This is a genomic window from Pseudomonas sp. MF7453, from assembly GCF_016405455.1.
Classification (GTDB): Bacteria; Pseudomonadota; Gammaproteobacteria; order Pseudomonadales; family Pseudomonadaceae; genus Aquipseudomonas; species Aquipseudomonas paralactis.
Window position 1 is genome coordinate 37,494 of the sequence record NZ_JAEKCN010000023.1, and the last position, 14,811, is coordinate 52,304.

The window sequence follows — 14,811 nt, forward strand, 5'->3', positions numbered from 1 at the left end:
CTTATCCCCCGCAATTCCCTGGTACTCCATGAACCTCACCCGTCTGCGCGCCGACGCCCTGGCCGGCCTCACCACGTCTTTTGCGCTGCTGCCCGAATGCATCGCCTTTGCCCTGGTGGCCCACCTCAACCCGCTGATGGGCCTCTACGGTGCTTTCATCATTTGCACCCTCACCGCTTTGTTCGGTGGCCGTCCCGGCATGGTGTCCGGTGCGGCAGGCTCGATGGCGGTGGTGATCGTTGCGCTGGTGGTGCAACACGGCGTGGAATATCTGCTGGCGACGGTACTGCTGGGCGGGTTGATCATGGTCGCTTTCGGCCTGCTGCGCCTGGGCAAGCTGGTGCGCATGGTGCCGCACTCGGTGATGCTCGGTTTCGTCAACGGGCTGGCGATCATTATTGCGCTGGCACAACTGGAACATTTCAAGAGCGGCGAACAGTGGCTCAGCGGCACGCCTCTGTATGTGATGGCGGGCCTGGTGGCGGTGACCATGGCGATTGTCTACCTGCTGCCACGCCTGACCCGCGCCGTGCCGCCCGCATTGGTGGCGATCCTTGGCGTTGGTCTGGCGGTGTACCTGCTGGGCCTGCCGACCCGCACGTTGGGCGATATGGCACATATCGCCGGTGGCTTGCCGACCTTCGCCCTGCCGCAAATCCCCTGGACCCTGGACACCCTCGGCATCATTGCGCCCTACGCGTTCCTGATGGCGATGGTCGGCCTGCTGGAAACCCTGCTGACCCTCAACCTCACCGACGAAATCACCGAGACCCGTGGCTACCCCGACCGTGAAAGCGTGGCCCTGGGCGCAGCGAATATGGTCTCGGGCCTGTTCGGCGGCATGGGCGGTTGCGCGATGATCGGGCAAACCGTGATCAACCTCAGCTCCGGCGGGCGCGGACGTTTCTCCGGGGTGTTTGCCGGGGTGATGATCCTGCTGTTCATTCTGTTTCTGTCACCGCTGATCGAGCGTATTCCGCTGGCGGCGCTGGTGGGTGTGATGTTTGTGGTGTCGCAACAGACCTTCGCCTGGGCTTCGCTGCGGGTGATCAACAAGGTGCCGCTCAACGACGTGCTGGTGATCATGGCGGTGACGATCATTACGGTGTTCACCGACCTGGCCACTGCGGTGCTGTGCGGTATCGTCATCGCCGCGCTGAACTTCGCCTGGCAGCAGGCGCGCGAGCTATACGCCGATGCACATCTGGAGGCCGATGGCAGCAAGCTCTATCGGCTGCACGGCACGTTGTTCTTTGCCTCAACCACGCCGTTTTTGAATCAGTTCGATCCGGCCAATGACCCGGCTCAGGTCACGCTCGATTGCCGTCACCTGAGCTTTGTCGACTATTCGGCGATTGCTGCGTTGATGACCTTGCGCGAGCGCTATGCCAAGGCCGGCAAGCATTTGCGTGTGCTGCATTTATCCGAGCGCTGCAAAAAACTGCTCAAGCGCGCCAAGGTTCACCACGACTGAGCGAGCGAGCTTGCTCGCGAAAATCGACAACGATAACGCGGGGATTCTGATGCTGCGCGGCGTTCTCGGGTTTTTCGCGAGCAAGCTCGCTCCTACAGGAGGCGAGGTCGCGATTATGGCCCTACCAGGTCTTCCAGTTCCTGGGCGCGGGTTTGGGTCATGTCCAGTACGCAGCCGGAGCCGTTGACCTGATCAAGGGTGCCGCCGGTGGCGCTGCCGGCGAAGGCGCAGTTGGCGTCGCGGTACTTGATCCACAGGCGCTGCACGTCCTGCAGTTGCTGCTTGCGCGCGCCGTCCTGGGCGGCGAGGGCGGTCTTGTAGGCGCGGTTCAGGCGCTCGTCCTGCACCTTGGTTTGCCGGGCGTTGCAATTGACCATGTCCGCCGTGGTATTGGCGCTGTCCATGCATTTTTTCAACGCGGCATTGTCGGCCGCATAGGCGGTGCCGCCCAGGCACAGAATCAGGGCGCTGGCGGCGAGTGTGGTGCGAATCATGGGCGGTTTCCTGAGCATGAGTGGATGCGCATTCTATGACTCAAGGGCGGCGCGTGAGTTTCAGGCATCCTCTGATCTTCATGTAAGAACATCCCCCGGATTTTCATGGGTTGGCGATGGACATATCTCCACGCGACAGCGCTTGTCCGTGGGCGAAAATTACTTTCATGAAAATTGAAATTGCTCCTCGGTAATGATTTATGAGTTTCACAACCAATTCGACGTGACCCTTTCCGAGGAGTACCGCATGGCCGCATCACCGGGCTTCGGGCTATTGGCATACGCTGCCATCGCCATCATTGCATTGATCGTGCTGATTGCACGTTACCGACTTAACCCGTTTATCGTCATCACGCTGGTGTCCATCGGCCTCGCGCTGATGGCCGGGATGCCGGCCGACACCATCATGGGGTCGTATGAGGCGGGCGTCGGTAAAACCCTGGGGCATATCGCCCTGGTGGTGGCGTTGGGCACCATGCTCGGCAAGATGATGGCCGAGTCCGGTGGCGCCGAGCAGGTGGCGCGTACGCTGATCAACCGCTTCGGTGAACGCAATGCCCACTGGGCAATGGTGTGCATTGCGTTCCTGGTGGGGCTGCCGCTGTTTTTCGAGGTGGGTTTTGTATTGCTGGTACCGATTGCCTTTACCGTGGCGCGGCGCGTGGGTGTGTCGATCCTGATGGTCGGCCTGCCGATGGTCGCCGGCTTGTCGGTGGTGCACGCGCTGGTGCCACCGCATCCGGCGGCGATGATGGCGGTGCTGGCCTACAACGCCTCGGTCGGGCAGACGGTGCTGTATGCGATTTTGATCGGTATCCCCACGGCGATCATCGCCGGCCCCGTCTACGCCAAATTCATCGTGCCGCATATTCACCTGCCGGCGGAGAACCCGCTGGAGCGCCAGTTTATTGAGCGCGAACCGCGTACTCGCCTGCCCAGTTTTGCGCTGACCATGGGTACTATTCTGCTGCCTGTGGTGCTGATGATGATCGGCGGCTGGGCCAATGTAATTTCCACGCCGGGCACCGGTTTCAACCAGTTCCTGCTGTTTATCGGCAACTCGGTGATCGCCCTGCTGGTGGCGACCCTGGTGAGCTTCTGGACCCTGGGCCTGGCCCAGGGCTTTAACCGGGAGTCGATACTCAAATTCACCAACGAGTGCCTGGCGCCGACCGCCAGTATCACCTTGCTGGTGGGCGCGGGCGGTGGTTTGAATCGCATCCTGGTGGACGCCGGTGTGACCCATGAAATCCTCGGCCTGGCCCATGCGTTCCACTTGTCGCCGCTGGTAATGGGCTGGCTGTTTGCGGCGTTGATGCGTATCGCCACGGGCTCGGCCACGGTTGCCATGACCACTGCGTCCGGGGTGGTTGCGCCTGTCGCTTTGGGCCTGGGTTATCCACACCCTGAATTGCTGGTGCTGGCGACCGGGGCAGGTTCGGTGATTTTTTCCCACGTTAACGACGGCGGCTTCTGGCTGATCAAGGAATACTTCAATATGACGGTGATCCAGACTTTCAAAACCTGGACCGTACTGGAGACCCTGATTTCGCTGGTCGCCTTCGGTCTGACCTACGGCTTGTCGCTGGTGTTATGAGCTTAATTCTATAACCGGAGCCTGCATGGACATCCTCTACCAGATCCGCGCCCGCCAGGACTCGTTCAGCGCCGGCGAAGGGCGTATCGCCAAGTTGATGCTTGATGATGTGGGCTTTGCCGCCTCGGCCAGCCTGGAGGCGTTGTCCCAGCGGGCCGAGGTCAGCACCGCGACCTTGTCGCGTTTTGCCCGCAGCGTCGGCTGCCGTGACTTGCGCGATTTGCGCCTGCAACTGGCCCAGGCCAGTGGTGTGGGCAGCCGCTTCCTGGACCCGGCGGGGTTGCCGGAACAGTCGGCCTTTCATCGGCAAATCCTGGGCGATATCGAAGCGACGCTGCGCCAGCATTTGTCAGGTTTTAACCAGCACAGCTTTGTCGATGCGGTCACTTTGCTGGGCAAGGCGCGGATGATTCACGCGTTCGGCATGGGCGGCCCCTCTAGCCTGTGCAGCGATGAGTTGCAGGTGCGCCTGGTGCGTCTGGGCTACCCGATTGCGGCCTGCCATGACCCGGTGATGATGCGTGTCACGGCCGCGACCCTGGGCCCGCAACATGCCTTGATTGTCTGTTCCCTCACCGGCCGCACACCTGAATTACTGGATGTGGTGAAACTGGCGCGCAACTACGACGCTCGGACCATTGCCATCACCCTCGCGGACTCTCCCCTGGCCGAATTAGCGGATGTCCTGCTGCCGCTGCAACCGGCGGAAACCAGTTTTATCTACAAACCCACCGCCGCCCGCTACGGCATGTTACTGGCCATCGACCTGCTTGCCACCGAGCTGGCGCTGGCCTTGCCGGACGACAACCAGGAACGCCTGCGCCGGATAAAACTGGCCCTGGATGATTACCGCGGCGGCCCTGACAGCCTGCCGCTTGGAGACTGATATGACGTACGACACGCTGATTCGCCAGGCGCTGATCATCGATGGCAGTAACATCCCAGGGTATGTCGCCGATGTGGGCGTGCACGCAGGGCGCATCCGCACGATTGGCGACTTGTCCACAGCCCGGGCCGAGCAAGTCATCGACGCTCATGGCCGCGTATTGGCGCCGGGTTTTATCGACGTGCACACCCACGATGACACGGTGGTGATCCGCCAGCCGCAGATGTTGCCCAAGCTCAGTCAGGGTGTGACCACGGTGATTGTCGGCAATTGTGGCATCAGCGCCTCGCCGGTGAGTTTGCGCAGCGACCCGCCGGACCCTATGAACTTATTGGGCAAGCGTGAGCAGTTCTGTTATCCGCGGTTCAGCGATTATCGCCACGCAGTGCAAGGCGCCGATCCGGCAGTGAACGTTGCTGCCTTGATCGGCCACACGGCATTGCGCAGCAACCATATGGATGACCTGCATCGCACCGCCACGCCCTATGAAATCGCGGCCATGCGCGTGCAGTTGCAAGAGAGCCTGGAGGCCGGTGCCCTTGGGTTATCCACAGGCCTGGCCTACGCCAGCGCATTCAACGCCGAGACTGATGAGGTGTTGCAACTCGTCGAGGAACTGACGGCCTACGGTGCGGTGTACACCACGCATTTGCGCAGCGAGTTCGAGCCGGTGCTGGAGGCGATGGATGAGGCGTTTCTGATCGGTCGACATGCCAGGGTGCCGGTGATTATTTCCCACCTTAAATGCGCGGGTGCCGGTAATTGGGGGCGCAGTCCGCAGTTGTTGGCGGCTCTGGAAGCCGCAGCGGAAAATCATCCGGTGGGCTGTGATTGCTATCCCTATGCTGCCAGTTCCTCGACCCTGGATCTCAAGCAGGTCACCGACGCGTTTCGCATCACCATCACCTGGTCGACACCGCACCCGCACATGGGCGGGCGCGATTTGCAGGACATCGCTGGCGAGTGGAACGTTTCGCTGTTGGAGGCCGCTCGCCGTTTACAGCCGGCAGGGGCGGTGTATTACGGGATGGATGAGGGCGACGTTCGGCGCATCCTCGCGCATCCGCTGTCGATGGTGGGCTCGGACGGCTTGCCTGAAGACCCGTTTCCTCATCCACGTTTGTGGGGGGCCTTCCCACGGGTACTCGGGCATTTCAGTCGGGATGTCGGCTTGTTCCCTTTGCACACGGCGGTGCACAAGATGACCGGCTTGTCGGCGGCGCGCTTTGGGCTGGCCGAGCGTGGCGAGATCCGTGAAGGCTACTGGGCCGACCTGGTGTTGTTCGACCCCCTGCGGGTGCGGGATGTGGCGGATTTCACCGCACCGCAGCGCGCAGCTGAAGGGATTGATGGCGTGTGGGTCAATGGCGTATTGGCCTATCGCGATGGGCAGGCGAACGGCGCGAGAGCAGGCCGGTTCCTGGCGCGTAACGGGGATTTGCGTGGTGGGTTTACGGCTCTATAGTGGGGCTTCTTTTATACGGAGCTGTCGCCATGCACTTAGGAAAAGTCGTCCCCATTCTGCGGATTTTTGACGAGGTCAAAGCCTTGGAATTCTACGTCGACTTCCTGGGGTTCAAGGTCGATTGGCAGCATCGTTTCGAGGCGAATTTCCCGTTGTACCTTCAGGTCTCGCTGGGGGAATGCGTGCTGCATTTGTCCGAGCATCATGGTGATGCTTCGCCGGGGGCGGCGGTGCGAATTCAGGCCCAAGGGGTCGATGCGTATCAGCAGCAGTTGCTGGGCAAAGAGTACCGATATGCCAAGCCTGGGGTTGAGGACACGCCCTGGGGCTCGCGGGAGATGAGCATCCGTGACCCGTTTGGGAATCGGCTGGTGTTTGTCGAGGACAGCGAGGGGTGAGCGGTAAATTGCAGGCAATAAAAAACCGCCTTAGTAGGGCGGTTTTTTATTGCAAACCCAGTGAGTGGCTGGGGTTTGCTATCTCAAAGGACGCATTGACCCGCTGGTGCATACTACCTGCCGGTCACGTCGTCACGCAAGACGGAGCGATGGCCGGCATGGATACTTTAGGCATCTTTCTCTTGCCTGATTTTGACTGCAAAAGCTTGCAATGAATCTATCGGGCGATACTGGATATTTGACCACTGTTAGACACACCTTAGACGGGAATGTTGGTTAGGATCTTCCCCGTTCTGCGTTTGTCGCTTTTGGGTGGGCCGGGTACGCGCGCGAATTCTGGACTGACCGCCACGGGCTAGTAATCCGTGCCGGATTGATGCGGAAGGACCACTAGCCCGGCCACCTCAAAGGACGCATTGACCCGCGTCCAAAGGCTCACGTGTTCCGGTAAGTGCGCTGGAGGTAAGGCCCAACTCTAGGAGGGCCGAGTATGTCTAAGTTTGCACGACGTACGTGGAACCTCGTAGTGAATGCTCTACGTGTTTATCACGTGTGGACATTCCTGCGGGACAGCTTTGATGACCAGTAAGGTCTGAGAAGTGGAGCCGCCTCGGCTTAAATTGAGGCGGCTTTTTTGGTTTTTTAAACCCGGAAATGACTGACCATCTGCTGCAACTGGCTACCCAAGCGAGCCAGTTCCACGCTCGACTTGGCTGTCTCATCACTGGCCGTCGCAGTCTGTTCGGATACATCCCGCACATTCACGATACTGCGGCTGATCTCTTCGGCCACAGCGCTTTGCTGTTCGGCGGCCGCTGCAATCTGCTGGTTCATCGACTGGATATTCGACACGGTGCGGGTGATGTTTTCCAGGGATACCCCGGCCTTGCGCGTCAGTTCGACGCTGCTGTCGGTCAGGCTGCGGCTGTTGTTCATCACGCTGGCGACTTGTTGGGTGCCGTTCTGCAAGCCGGCCACCAGGCCTTCGATTTCCTCGGTGGATTTCTGTGTACGCTGGGCCAGGCCGCGTACTTCGTCGGCGACCACCGCGAAGCCACGCCCGGCCTCACCGGCACGCGCGGCTTCAATGGCGGCGTTCAGGGCCAGCAGGTTGGTCTGTTCGGCCACCGCCTTGATCACGTCCATCACGCTGCCGATCTTGTTGCTCTCTTGTTGCAGGTGCGTCATGGCGTCGGTAGAGCGGGCGACTTCGGCCGCCAGGCGTTCGATCTGGGCGATGGCTTCGGCCACCACCTTGTCGCCTTCGCGGGCCTGGCCGTCGGCGTCGGAGGCGGCTTGGGACGCCTGCTCGGCATTGCGCGCAACTTCCTGCACGGTGGCGGTCATTTCATGCATGGCGGTGGCGACCTGATCGGTCTCGATCTTCTGGCTGTTCACGCCGGCGCTGGTTTGCTCGGTTACGGCCGATAGCTCTTCAGCGGCGCTGGCGATCTGAGTCACGCCATCACGAATGCCGCTGATCAACTCGCGCAGGGTCGTGCCCATGCGCTGGATGCCTTGTTGCAGCACGCCCAGCTCATCACGGCGGGTTACCTGGATGTTGTGGCTCAAGTCGCCCGAAGCGATGCGCTCTACCACCGCCAGGGTGTCCTGGATCGGGCGGGTGATCTGACGGGTGATGACCCAGGCGGCAATGACGCCAACCAGCAAAGCCAGCAAGGTGCTGATCAATTGCAGGCTGCGGGCCTGGGTGCTTTCAGCGTCGCGACGTTCCAGTTGAATGTCGTACAGCTTGTCGCTGATGGTCACGATATCGGCGCCCTGGGTGGTCATTTCGGCGCGGGCGGTGACGATGTTGGCGTTGGCTGCCTTGTAGCTCTGCACGGCGCTGCGGTAGGCACCGAGGGCGGTTTCCAGGGCCGACAATGCGCTTTGCTGACCGGTACCGAACGCCGCGCTGAGGTCCTTCAAACCGGCGACGGCTTTTTCCAGTTGCGCCGCAGCGCGGGCTTCGGTTTCTGCGTTGGGGCTATTGGTATAGCCGCGCACTTCGTAGCGAGCTTGCTGGAACTCATTCTTGGCTTGGGTTACGGCCAGAAATTGCGTGAAGCGTTCCGGGCTATCCGGCGCCTGCTGCACACTGGTTTGCAGCGCATTGATTTGCGCGTTGGCGACATCGGCCTTGGCGCCCATGACGTCGCGCGCAGCGTTGCCATTGCGGTAGGCCTCGCGCATTTTGTTCAGGGACTGGCGGTAAGCGGTAATGACGGCTTTCTGGTCATTGAGCAGCTTGAGGTTTTCCGGGCTCTTGAAGCTGTCCAGCAATGTCTGTTGTTGAGCTGCGAAGGCATCCAGGCTGGTCTGCACATTCTGCGCCACGGCTTCGTCGCCATTGGCCAGCATGTATTGCAGGCGTACGATCCGCAGCTTGGTCAGCGAGGCGTTGAGCTGGGTGATGTCGCTCATCCAGTTGCTGCGGTCGATCAGGCCGCCCAGGCTGGTCCAGCCGGTGAGCGCCAGGATCGAGGTGAGGACCAGCACCAGGCCAAAGCCCAGGCCGAGTTTGAGATTGACGCTGATGTTACCGAACCAGCTGTTCATCGAAAGCTCCTTGAAGAGTGATGTCTGTCTGCTGGACGGTGTGTTGTTGTTTGAGCCAGCCAAGATGTGTAGGGCTGTATCGGCGGCAAAGGATGATTCTGAAGTACTTTTCTTGTGGGGTGACGAAGGGTCGCCATTACCGTGCAGCAATGGCGATCCGATGCGCTCAGGACTCCGCCGTGTTGGGCACCACGGTAAGCCTGAGGCAGGAGGCGGCGGCGTGGCTCAGATGCACATTATTGTGGGCAACCCGAGGGTGGCTGGCCTGGCCTGAAGGCTCGCCGCTGTTGGGGTTGACGTCAAAGCGCGGGAAATTGCTGCTGGCGATGTCCAGGCGCAACCGATGGCCGCGCTTGAACAGGTTGCAGGTGGCGAAAGGCTCGATCAGCACTTTCACTCGCTCACCCGGCGTCAGGGCCGTCGGTTGTTCCCATGAGTTGCGATAACGACAGCGGCGGATGCCGTCGGTGATGTTCATCGCAAAGCCCTCGGGATAGTCGGCGCTGGGCGGGTACACGTCCACCAGCTTGGCGGTGAAGTCGGTGTCGGGTGCATCGCTGTCGATCCACAGCTCGATCTGCACGTCACCGGCGACGATCAGGTCGTCGTCGAGCGGCTCGGTCTGGAACACCAGCACGTCATCGCGCTGGGCCAGGGGACGGTTGTCCCCTTGGGTGCCGAAAAAATCGAGGCGCTCCCGTTGATCGAAGGCTCCGCCGACAAACACGGGGGCACCGGAGGTTAGCGCGCCGCCGATGGTCGGGACCGGGTGGGCCGGGTCGGCGCGGTAACTCAAGTGGGCGTCAGCCTCGACAGGTGCCGTGTGGCTCAACTGCCTGTGTGCATTCAGATAGAGGGTCAGTGTTTGGCTGCCGGGCAGCGGCCATTGCGTGGTGTGCAGCCAGCGGCCGCCATGGTGCAGGCGCCCGTTTTCGTCGCGGTTACCGCTGCCGCCCCCCATCAGAAATACCTGTACGCTGGCCGTTGTGGTTCGCGGCGACGGCTTGAGGGATTGCTCGAACCAGGCCAGTCGGCAACTGAGCCAATCCTGATCGACCTGGCCGTCAAAGGCGGCTTGCGGGCCGAATTCCACATCGCCGCTGTGGCTGATATTACGGTCGCCGTGCAGCCACGGGCCCATCACCAGTCGTTGGCTGGCCGTACCTTGGAGTGTGAAGGCGCGGTAATTGGCCAGGGTCGAACTGACGTAGGCGTCGTACCAACTGGACATGAACAGCACCGGGATATCGGGCAGTTGTGCGTAGTGACCTTCGGCATAGAGGCCAGACTTTTGCCAATACTCACCGAAGGTGCCCTGAGCCCATTGCTCCAACACATAGGCTTCATATTCCGGCACATGGCGCAGGGGCGATTGCCCGGGTTGCCATGGCATACGCTTGAACCACTGATAAATATCTTCCTGTTCCAGCGCTTCACGAACCAACGGGTCGGCCAGGGCAGCAGGGCTTTCCTTGGCCTGGCGAAAGGCCCAGGTGGCCTGCTTGAGTTCGAAGGCGCCGCCCTGGCGAATCCCGCAATGGTAGGCGTTGGCGAAGCCGCCGCTGTCGAGCACCATGCTGCTCAGGCCCGGCGGGTGCAGGCAGGCCATCGCCAGTTGTGTGTGGGCAGCATAAGACAAGCCCATGCTACCGATCTTGCCGTTGCACCAGGGCTGTTGGACGATCCAGGCCAGGGTGTCGAAACCGTCTTCGCCCTCGGCGGTGTATTTGGTGAATGTGCCTTCGGAGGCGTAGCGGCCACGGCAGTCCTGGAAAATTGCGACAAAGCCTTGCTCGGTAAACCGTGCGGCCATTTGCTCACGGGAGATGTGTTGGCCGTCGAGCTGTTTTTCCGAGCGGGAGGGTTTGCTCTTGTCGTAGGGCGTGCGCTCGATCACCACCGGAAACGGCCCATTGCTGTCCTCCGGCACATAGATGTCAGTGGCCAGGTGGATGCCGTCACGCATCCGGATCATTTGGTTGTGCAGAATATGCATGGGGAGAACACTCATCGATTCAGTACCCGCTTGTTACCGCAATGGCCAGCAACACCATCGCCAGCACGGCGTAGATCAGGAACAGCGGCAGGATGTAGCGCGCCCATTGGCCCCAACCGACATTGGCGGTGGCCAACAGCACCAGCAGACCGCTGGACGTGGGGGTGATCATGTTGGTCAGGCCATTGCCCATCAGAAATGCGAACACCGTGGTCTGCGGGCTGACGCCGGACAACTGACCCAAGGGCCCGAAGATCGGCATGGTTACCGCCGCCTGGCCGGAGGTGGATGGGATCAGCACATCCAGCCCCAGTTGTGCGAAGAACATGCCGTAGGCCGACACGATCGGACCATGGTCGCCCACCAGGTTGGCCAGGCTGTTGACGATGGTGTCCAGGACCTGGCCGGTACTGAGGATGATCTCCACGGCGGTAGCCAGACCGATCAGCACGCCGGCGATCAGCACCTTCTTCATTCCATCGACAAAAGCACTGGCGGCAACGCTGGCGCCGAGCCCGGCGATCACGCTGAAGGCCAGCGTCAGCAGCAGGTAGAACGCCGACAGCTCGTGGTATTTCCAGCCCCAGCGGTTGGAGGCGTAGACCAGGAAAGCGATGCCCGTCAGCAGTACGATCAGGTTGATCAGATGGCGCAGGGGCAACGGCGTACTTTCGAAAGTGATCTGCGCCGTGGCATCGTAACCGTGCTTGCGAATACTCCACAGCACGAAGGCAATGCCCACCAGCAGGAAGCTGCAGTAGGCGAGCACACGCATGCTCAGGCCACTGAAGATCGGCAGCCCGACCATCGGCTGGGCCACGGACAGCGCCACTGGATTGGATATCGAGGCCAGGTAGCCGATCTTGACTGAGATCGTGACGATGGCCAGCCCGATCAGGTTCGACAGCCCCAGGCGATTAGCCATGGCAACCATCAACGGCACGATGAGAATAAATTCCTTGGCCAGCCCCATGAAGGTACTGCCGGCGGAAAACACCAGCATCAGGCACGGCACCAGCACATAGATATTGCCCCGTGTCAGACCCAGCATGCGCTCCAGCCCGGCGTCGATCACCCCGGCCTTGTTCAGTACGCCGAACATGCCACCGATGAACAGCACCATGAAAATCAGTGCCGCACGCTTCTCGATGCCCTGGGGAATCGCCATGAAGCCTTCCACCAGGGACACCGGGCGCGCCACGGTGTGGCCGGCTTTGCGTGGTTCCATTGCGAACAGTTGGCTCAGGGAGTCGTGTTTTTCCAGCACCTGGTAAGAGCCCGGGATCACCAGGCCATTCTGGCGCTGGAACGTGCCCGAGTTCACGGCGTAGGTAAACGCCACTGCGAGCAGGACGATACTCAGCAGGATGATGGCGGGATTGATCTGCTTGCGTTGCGTGGTATTTCCCACCGCTGCTTGGGTGGGGATGCTCTGGGATTCGCTCATGCTAGTGGCCCCGGCTTGCGCCGTTATTGTTATAGGGGTGACACGTGTGGGGCGGACACTAGGGCAAAGTTTTCGCGGCGACAACGTTATGCGTGGGTTGGGTTGGGCTATGCGTTTTGTGCGGACAGACGCTGCTTGAGATGCTCGGCAAACGCGTTCACCAGCTGCGACCTGGGCTCATTGGCGCGAAACGCCAGGCCGAATGCGTAGGGCAGCGCCGGGCGAAACGGGCGGGTGACGATGGGCAAGTGCCGGAAGTGGCTGGCCAGCAGACCATTGACGATCGACACCCCCAGCCCCTCGGCAACGAAGCTGCACGCAGCCCCGACCGAGTGCACCTCGACCCGCACCTGCGGCGTGAGGTTGGCGGCACGAAACACCTGGTTCAGCTCGGCCCGCAATGCCCGTTGCCGGCCGAGCATCACCAACGGCACATCGCGCAGATGCTGCACTTCGATGCAGGCGTGACGGGTCAGCGGATGGTCGGCGGGCATCACGCAGACGCCTTCGGTTTGCAGCACCGGCTCGACATCGAAGTCAGGTATTTCCGTGGGCAGGCGTACAAAGCCCAGGTCGGCGGAACGGTCCAGCACCGCACGCTCGATCGTGTCGTAAGAACCGGTCAGCAGTTCCACGACAATGTCGTCATGCTCCTTGAGAAACTGCGCCACGATGCGCGGCAACAGCTCCTGGGTCATGCTGGTGGGCACCCCGACCTTGAGCAGGCTCTTGCGTGAGCGGCCCACGCGCATTTCGTCGGCCAGGCGCTGGATTCGTTGCATGCCATCCACCAGTCCGGCGACTTCGGCGAGCAGTTCCTCGGCTTCGGGCGTCGCCATCAGGCGGCCCTTCTTGCGCAGGAACAAGGCAAAACCCAAATGCTCTTCCAACTGGCTCAGCAGGCGACTGACCGCCGATTGCGACAGGCCCATGCGCGTTGCTGCGCCGATGGTCGAGCCGGTGGCCATGATCGCTTTGAAGGCTTCGAGTTGCTTGAGATTCACCGTGTTTTTCCTGTCGGTTGGGAAGGGCGGCCGGTACTTCACGCATAGCCTGATGCGCTTCTCGCATAACGTTGTGGGGCTGTCGACGAGCCGTTAGTGTCCGCTCCAACGCGACATGCCGTCCAGCCTGCCGCGCGGTGCAACTGCCCATAAAAAACACAACACGGCATTGAGGAATGGTTTATGCGTGAGTTTTTCACGAAAGGGGGAATGGTCTCGGCGGGGCTGCTGGCGAGCCTGTCTCCAACATTGATGGCCCAGGGTTTCTGGGAGGATTCCCACGGCCGATTGACCTTGCGCAATTTCTACTTCAACGACGGTTACCGCGACGGTGGTGAAGACCGCAAGGAATGGGCTCAGGGTTTTCTGCTTAATCTTCAGTCTGGTTATACCGAGGGCACCGTGGGTTTTGGCCTGGATGCCCTGGGGCTGGCGGGCCTGCGTCTCGACTCCAGCCCGACGCACGCCGGGACGGGCTTGTTACCTGTGCACGACGATGGTCATGCGGCCAGTGAGTTTTCCAGCCTGGGCGTCACGGCCAAGATACGCTGGGGCGATGCAGTGGTGAAAACCGGCACGTTGCTGCCGAAAATCCCGGTGCTGGTGCACAACGATGGCCGCTTGTTACCGCAGACCTTCCAAGGCACACAAGTGGAATACAGTGGTATTCGTGACCTGTACCTGCACGCTGGGCACCTGGACAAATTCAAGTTGCGTAACTCCACTGACAGTGTGGATATTTATCCCCAGGGCTACAGCGGAAAAAAGGGTAGTGATTTCGATTTTGCCGGCGCTAGCTACGCGTTTACGCCGAAGCTCAGCGGCACCTGGTACTACGGTGAAATGCGCCAATTCTATCGCCAGCAATTCTTTGGCCTGGTGCATAAGCAGCCGTTGGGCAGCGGCACACTGACCAGCGACTTGCGCTACTTCATTAGTAACGAAGCGGGTGAGGCGCGTAACGGCGAGGTCGACAGTGACATGTTCAGCGGTCTGTTCACTTACCGCCTGGGCCCGCAGGCGCTGGGTGTTGGTTATCAGAAAGTCAGCGGCGACACAGCGTTGCCGTATGCCAGCGTGTCGACGGTGTATTCCTTCAGTAACGCCGGTGTTGGCAAGTTCATCCAGTCTGGTGAGCAGACATGGATGCTGCGCTACGACTATGACTTGACGGCGGTACTGCCGGGTTTGAGTTTCATGACCCGCTACTACAAAGGGCAAAACGGCGAGTTCAAAGGGCGCGAGGCGCGTGAGTGGGAGTCCGACACGAATCTGCGCTATGTGGTCCAGGACAGCACGTTCAAAGGACTGGGCGTGGAGTTGCGCAAGGCCACTTACCGCTCGACTTATGCCAGTGATCGGGACAACTACCGGTTGTACCTGACCTACGACCTGGCGCTCTGGTAGTCGGGGAGGGGGCTGATCATGGGCTGCTCTTGTGTGCTAGTCTGCGGGCCCTTTTAGTTCTGGGCAGCGCGGGAAACCCTG

11 protein-coding genes and 1 pseudogene are annotated in these 14,811 nt (G+C 60.9%); 6 read left to right on the forward strand and 6 right to left on the reverse strand.

What is annotated here, in order from left to right; genetic code table 11:
- Nucleotides 1–28 precede the first annotated feature (28 nt).
- Nucleotides 29–1,474 (forward strand): SulP family inorganic anion transporter, encoded by a 1,446-nt coding sequence (locus JFT63_RS26350; protein WP_198845088.1) that lies wholly within the window; start codon nucleotides 29–31, stop codon nucleotides 1,472–1,474.
- Nucleotides 1,475–1,587: 113 nt separating this feature from the next.
- Here JFT63_RS26350 and JFT63_RS26355 read toward each other — a convergent pair whose 3' ends face one another.
- Nucleotides 1,588–1,968, reverse strand: a complete 381-nt coding sequence (locus tag JFT63_RS26355) for a lysozyme inhibitor LprI family protein (RefSeq protein WP_198845089.1) — start codon at nucleotides 1,966–1,968, stop codon at nucleotides 1,588–1,590.
- Between the two features lie 247 nt (nucleotides 1,969–2,215).
- On the opposite strand from JFT63_RS26355, the gene JFT63_RS26360 reads away from it, so the two are divergent.
- From JFT63_RS26360 to JFT63_RS26375, 4 genes are read left to right on the forward strand one after another with little or no spacing between them, the layout of a single operon-like run.
- Nucleotides 2,216–3,565 (forward strand): GntT/GntP/DsdX family permease, encoded by a 1,350-nt coding sequence (locus JFT63_RS26360; protein ID WP_165901718.1) that lies wholly within the window; start codon nucleotides 2,216–2,218, stop codon nucleotides 3,563–3,565.
- Between the two features lie 25 nt (nucleotides 3,566–3,590).
- The gene (locus JFT63_RS26365; protein ID WP_198845090.1) at nucleotides 3,591–4,451 is read left to right on the forward strand and encodes a MurR/RpiR family transcriptional regulator; all 861 of its coding nucleotides are present in this window, start codon (nucleotides 3,591–3,593) and stop codon (nucleotides 4,449–4,451) included.
- 1 nt (nucleotide 4,452) lies between these two features.
- A complete protein-coding gene (locus JFT63_RS26370) occupies nucleotides 4,453–5,916 on the forward strand; it encodes an N-acyl-D-amino-acid deacylase family protein (protein ID WP_198845091.1) in 1,464 nt (487 codons plus the stop codon).
- A gap of 29 nt (nucleotides 5,917–5,945) precedes the next feature.
- On the forward strand, nucleotides 5,946–6,314 hold the full coding sequence (locus JFT63_RS26375) for a glyoxalase superfamily protein (RefSeq protein ID WP_057703974.1): 369 nt from the start codon (nucleotides 5,946–5,948) through the stop codon (nucleotides 6,312–6,314).
- Nucleotides 6,315–6,956: 642 nt separating this feature from the next.
- On the opposite strand, the gene JFT63_RS30160 is transcribed toward JFT63_RS26375, so the two are convergent.
- From JFT63_RS30160 to JFT63_RS26395, 5 genes and pseudogenes are all read right to left on the reverse strand, one after another.
- Nucleotides 6,957–7,820, reverse strand: coding sequence for a methyl-accepting chemotaxis protein (locus JFT63_RS30160; RefSeq protein ID WP_370706066.1), 864 nt, complete (start codon nucleotides 7,818–7,820; stop codon nucleotides 6,957–6,959).
- Between the two features lie 39 nt (nucleotides 7,821–7,859).
- A pseudogene (locus tag JFT63_RS30165) lies at nucleotides 7,860–8,876 on the reverse strand (methyl-accepting chemotaxis protein); the annotation flags it as partial.
- Nucleotides 8,877–9,042: 166 nt separating this feature from the next.
- Nucleotides 9,043–10,872, reverse strand: a complete 1,830-nt coding sequence (locus JFT63_RS26385) for a CocE/NonD family hydrolase (protein ID WP_198845101.1) — start codon at nucleotides 10,870–10,872, stop codon at nucleotides 9,043–9,045.
- 19 nt (nucleotides 10,873–10,891) lie between these two features.
- A complete protein-coding gene (locus JFT63_RS26390; protein ID WP_198845093.1) occupies nucleotides 10,892–12,319 on the reverse strand; it encodes a YfcC family protein in 1,428 nt (475 codons plus the stop codon).
- A gap of 107 nt (nucleotides 12,320–12,426) precedes the next feature.
- Nucleotides 12,427–13,323, reverse strand: a complete 897-nt coding sequence (locus tag JFT63_RS26395; RefSeq protein ID WP_198845094.1) for a LysR family transcriptional regulator — start codon at nucleotides 13,321–13,323, stop codon at nucleotides 12,427–12,429.
- Nucleotides 13,324–13,506: 183 nt separating this feature from the next.
- On the opposite strand from JFT63_RS26395, the gene JFT63_RS26400 reads away from it, so the two are divergent.
- Complete coding sequence (locus JFT63_RS26400; protein ID WP_442963722.1) at nucleotides 13,507–14,730, forward strand: OprD family porin; 1,224 nt, start codon at nucleotides 13,507–13,509, stop codon at nucleotides 14,728–14,730.
- The last annotated feature ends 81 nt before the right edge of the window (nucleotides 14,731–14,811 follow it).

Coding starts and splice junctions, on each gene's coding strand:
- JFT63_RS26370 (WP_198845091.1), top strand. CDS start 4,453: ATGACGTACGACACGCTGATTCGCCAGGCGCTGATCATCGATGGCAGT.
- JFT63_RS26390 (WP_198845093.1), bottom strand. CDS start 12,319: ATGAGCGAATCCCAGAGCATCCCCACCCAAGCAGCGGTGGGAAATACC.
- JFT63_RS30160 (WP_370706066.1), bottom strand. CDS start 7,820: ATGGGCACGACCCTGCGCGAGTTGATCAGCGGCATTCGTGATGGCGTG.
- JFT63_RS26350 (WP_198845088.1), top strand. CDS start 29: ATGAACCTCACCCGTCTGCGCGCCGACGCCCTGGCCGGCCTCACCACG.
- JFT63_RS26375 (WP_057703974.1), top strand. CDS start 5,946: ATGCACTTAGGAAAAGTCGTCCCCATTCTGCGGATTTTTGACGAGGTC.
- JFT63_RS26365 (WP_198845090.1), top strand. CDS start 3,591: ATGGACATCCTCTACCAGATCCGCGCCCGCCAGGACTCGTTCAGCGCC.
- JFT63_RS26385 (WP_198845101.1), bottom strand. CDS start 10,872: ATGCATATTCTGCACAACCAAATGATCCGGATGCGTGACGGCATCCAC.
- JFT63_RS26360 (WP_165901718.1), top strand. CDS start 2,216: ATGGCCGCATCACCGGGCTTCGGGCTATTGGCATACGCTGCCATCGCC.
- JFT63_RS26355 (WP_198845089.1), bottom strand. CDS start 1,968: ATGATTCGCACCACACTCGCCGCCAGCGCCCTGATTCTGTGCCTGGGC.
- JFT63_RS26400 (WP_442963722.1), top strand. CDS start 13,507: ATGCGTGAGTTTTTCACGAAAGGGGGAATGGTCTCGGCGGGGCTGCTG.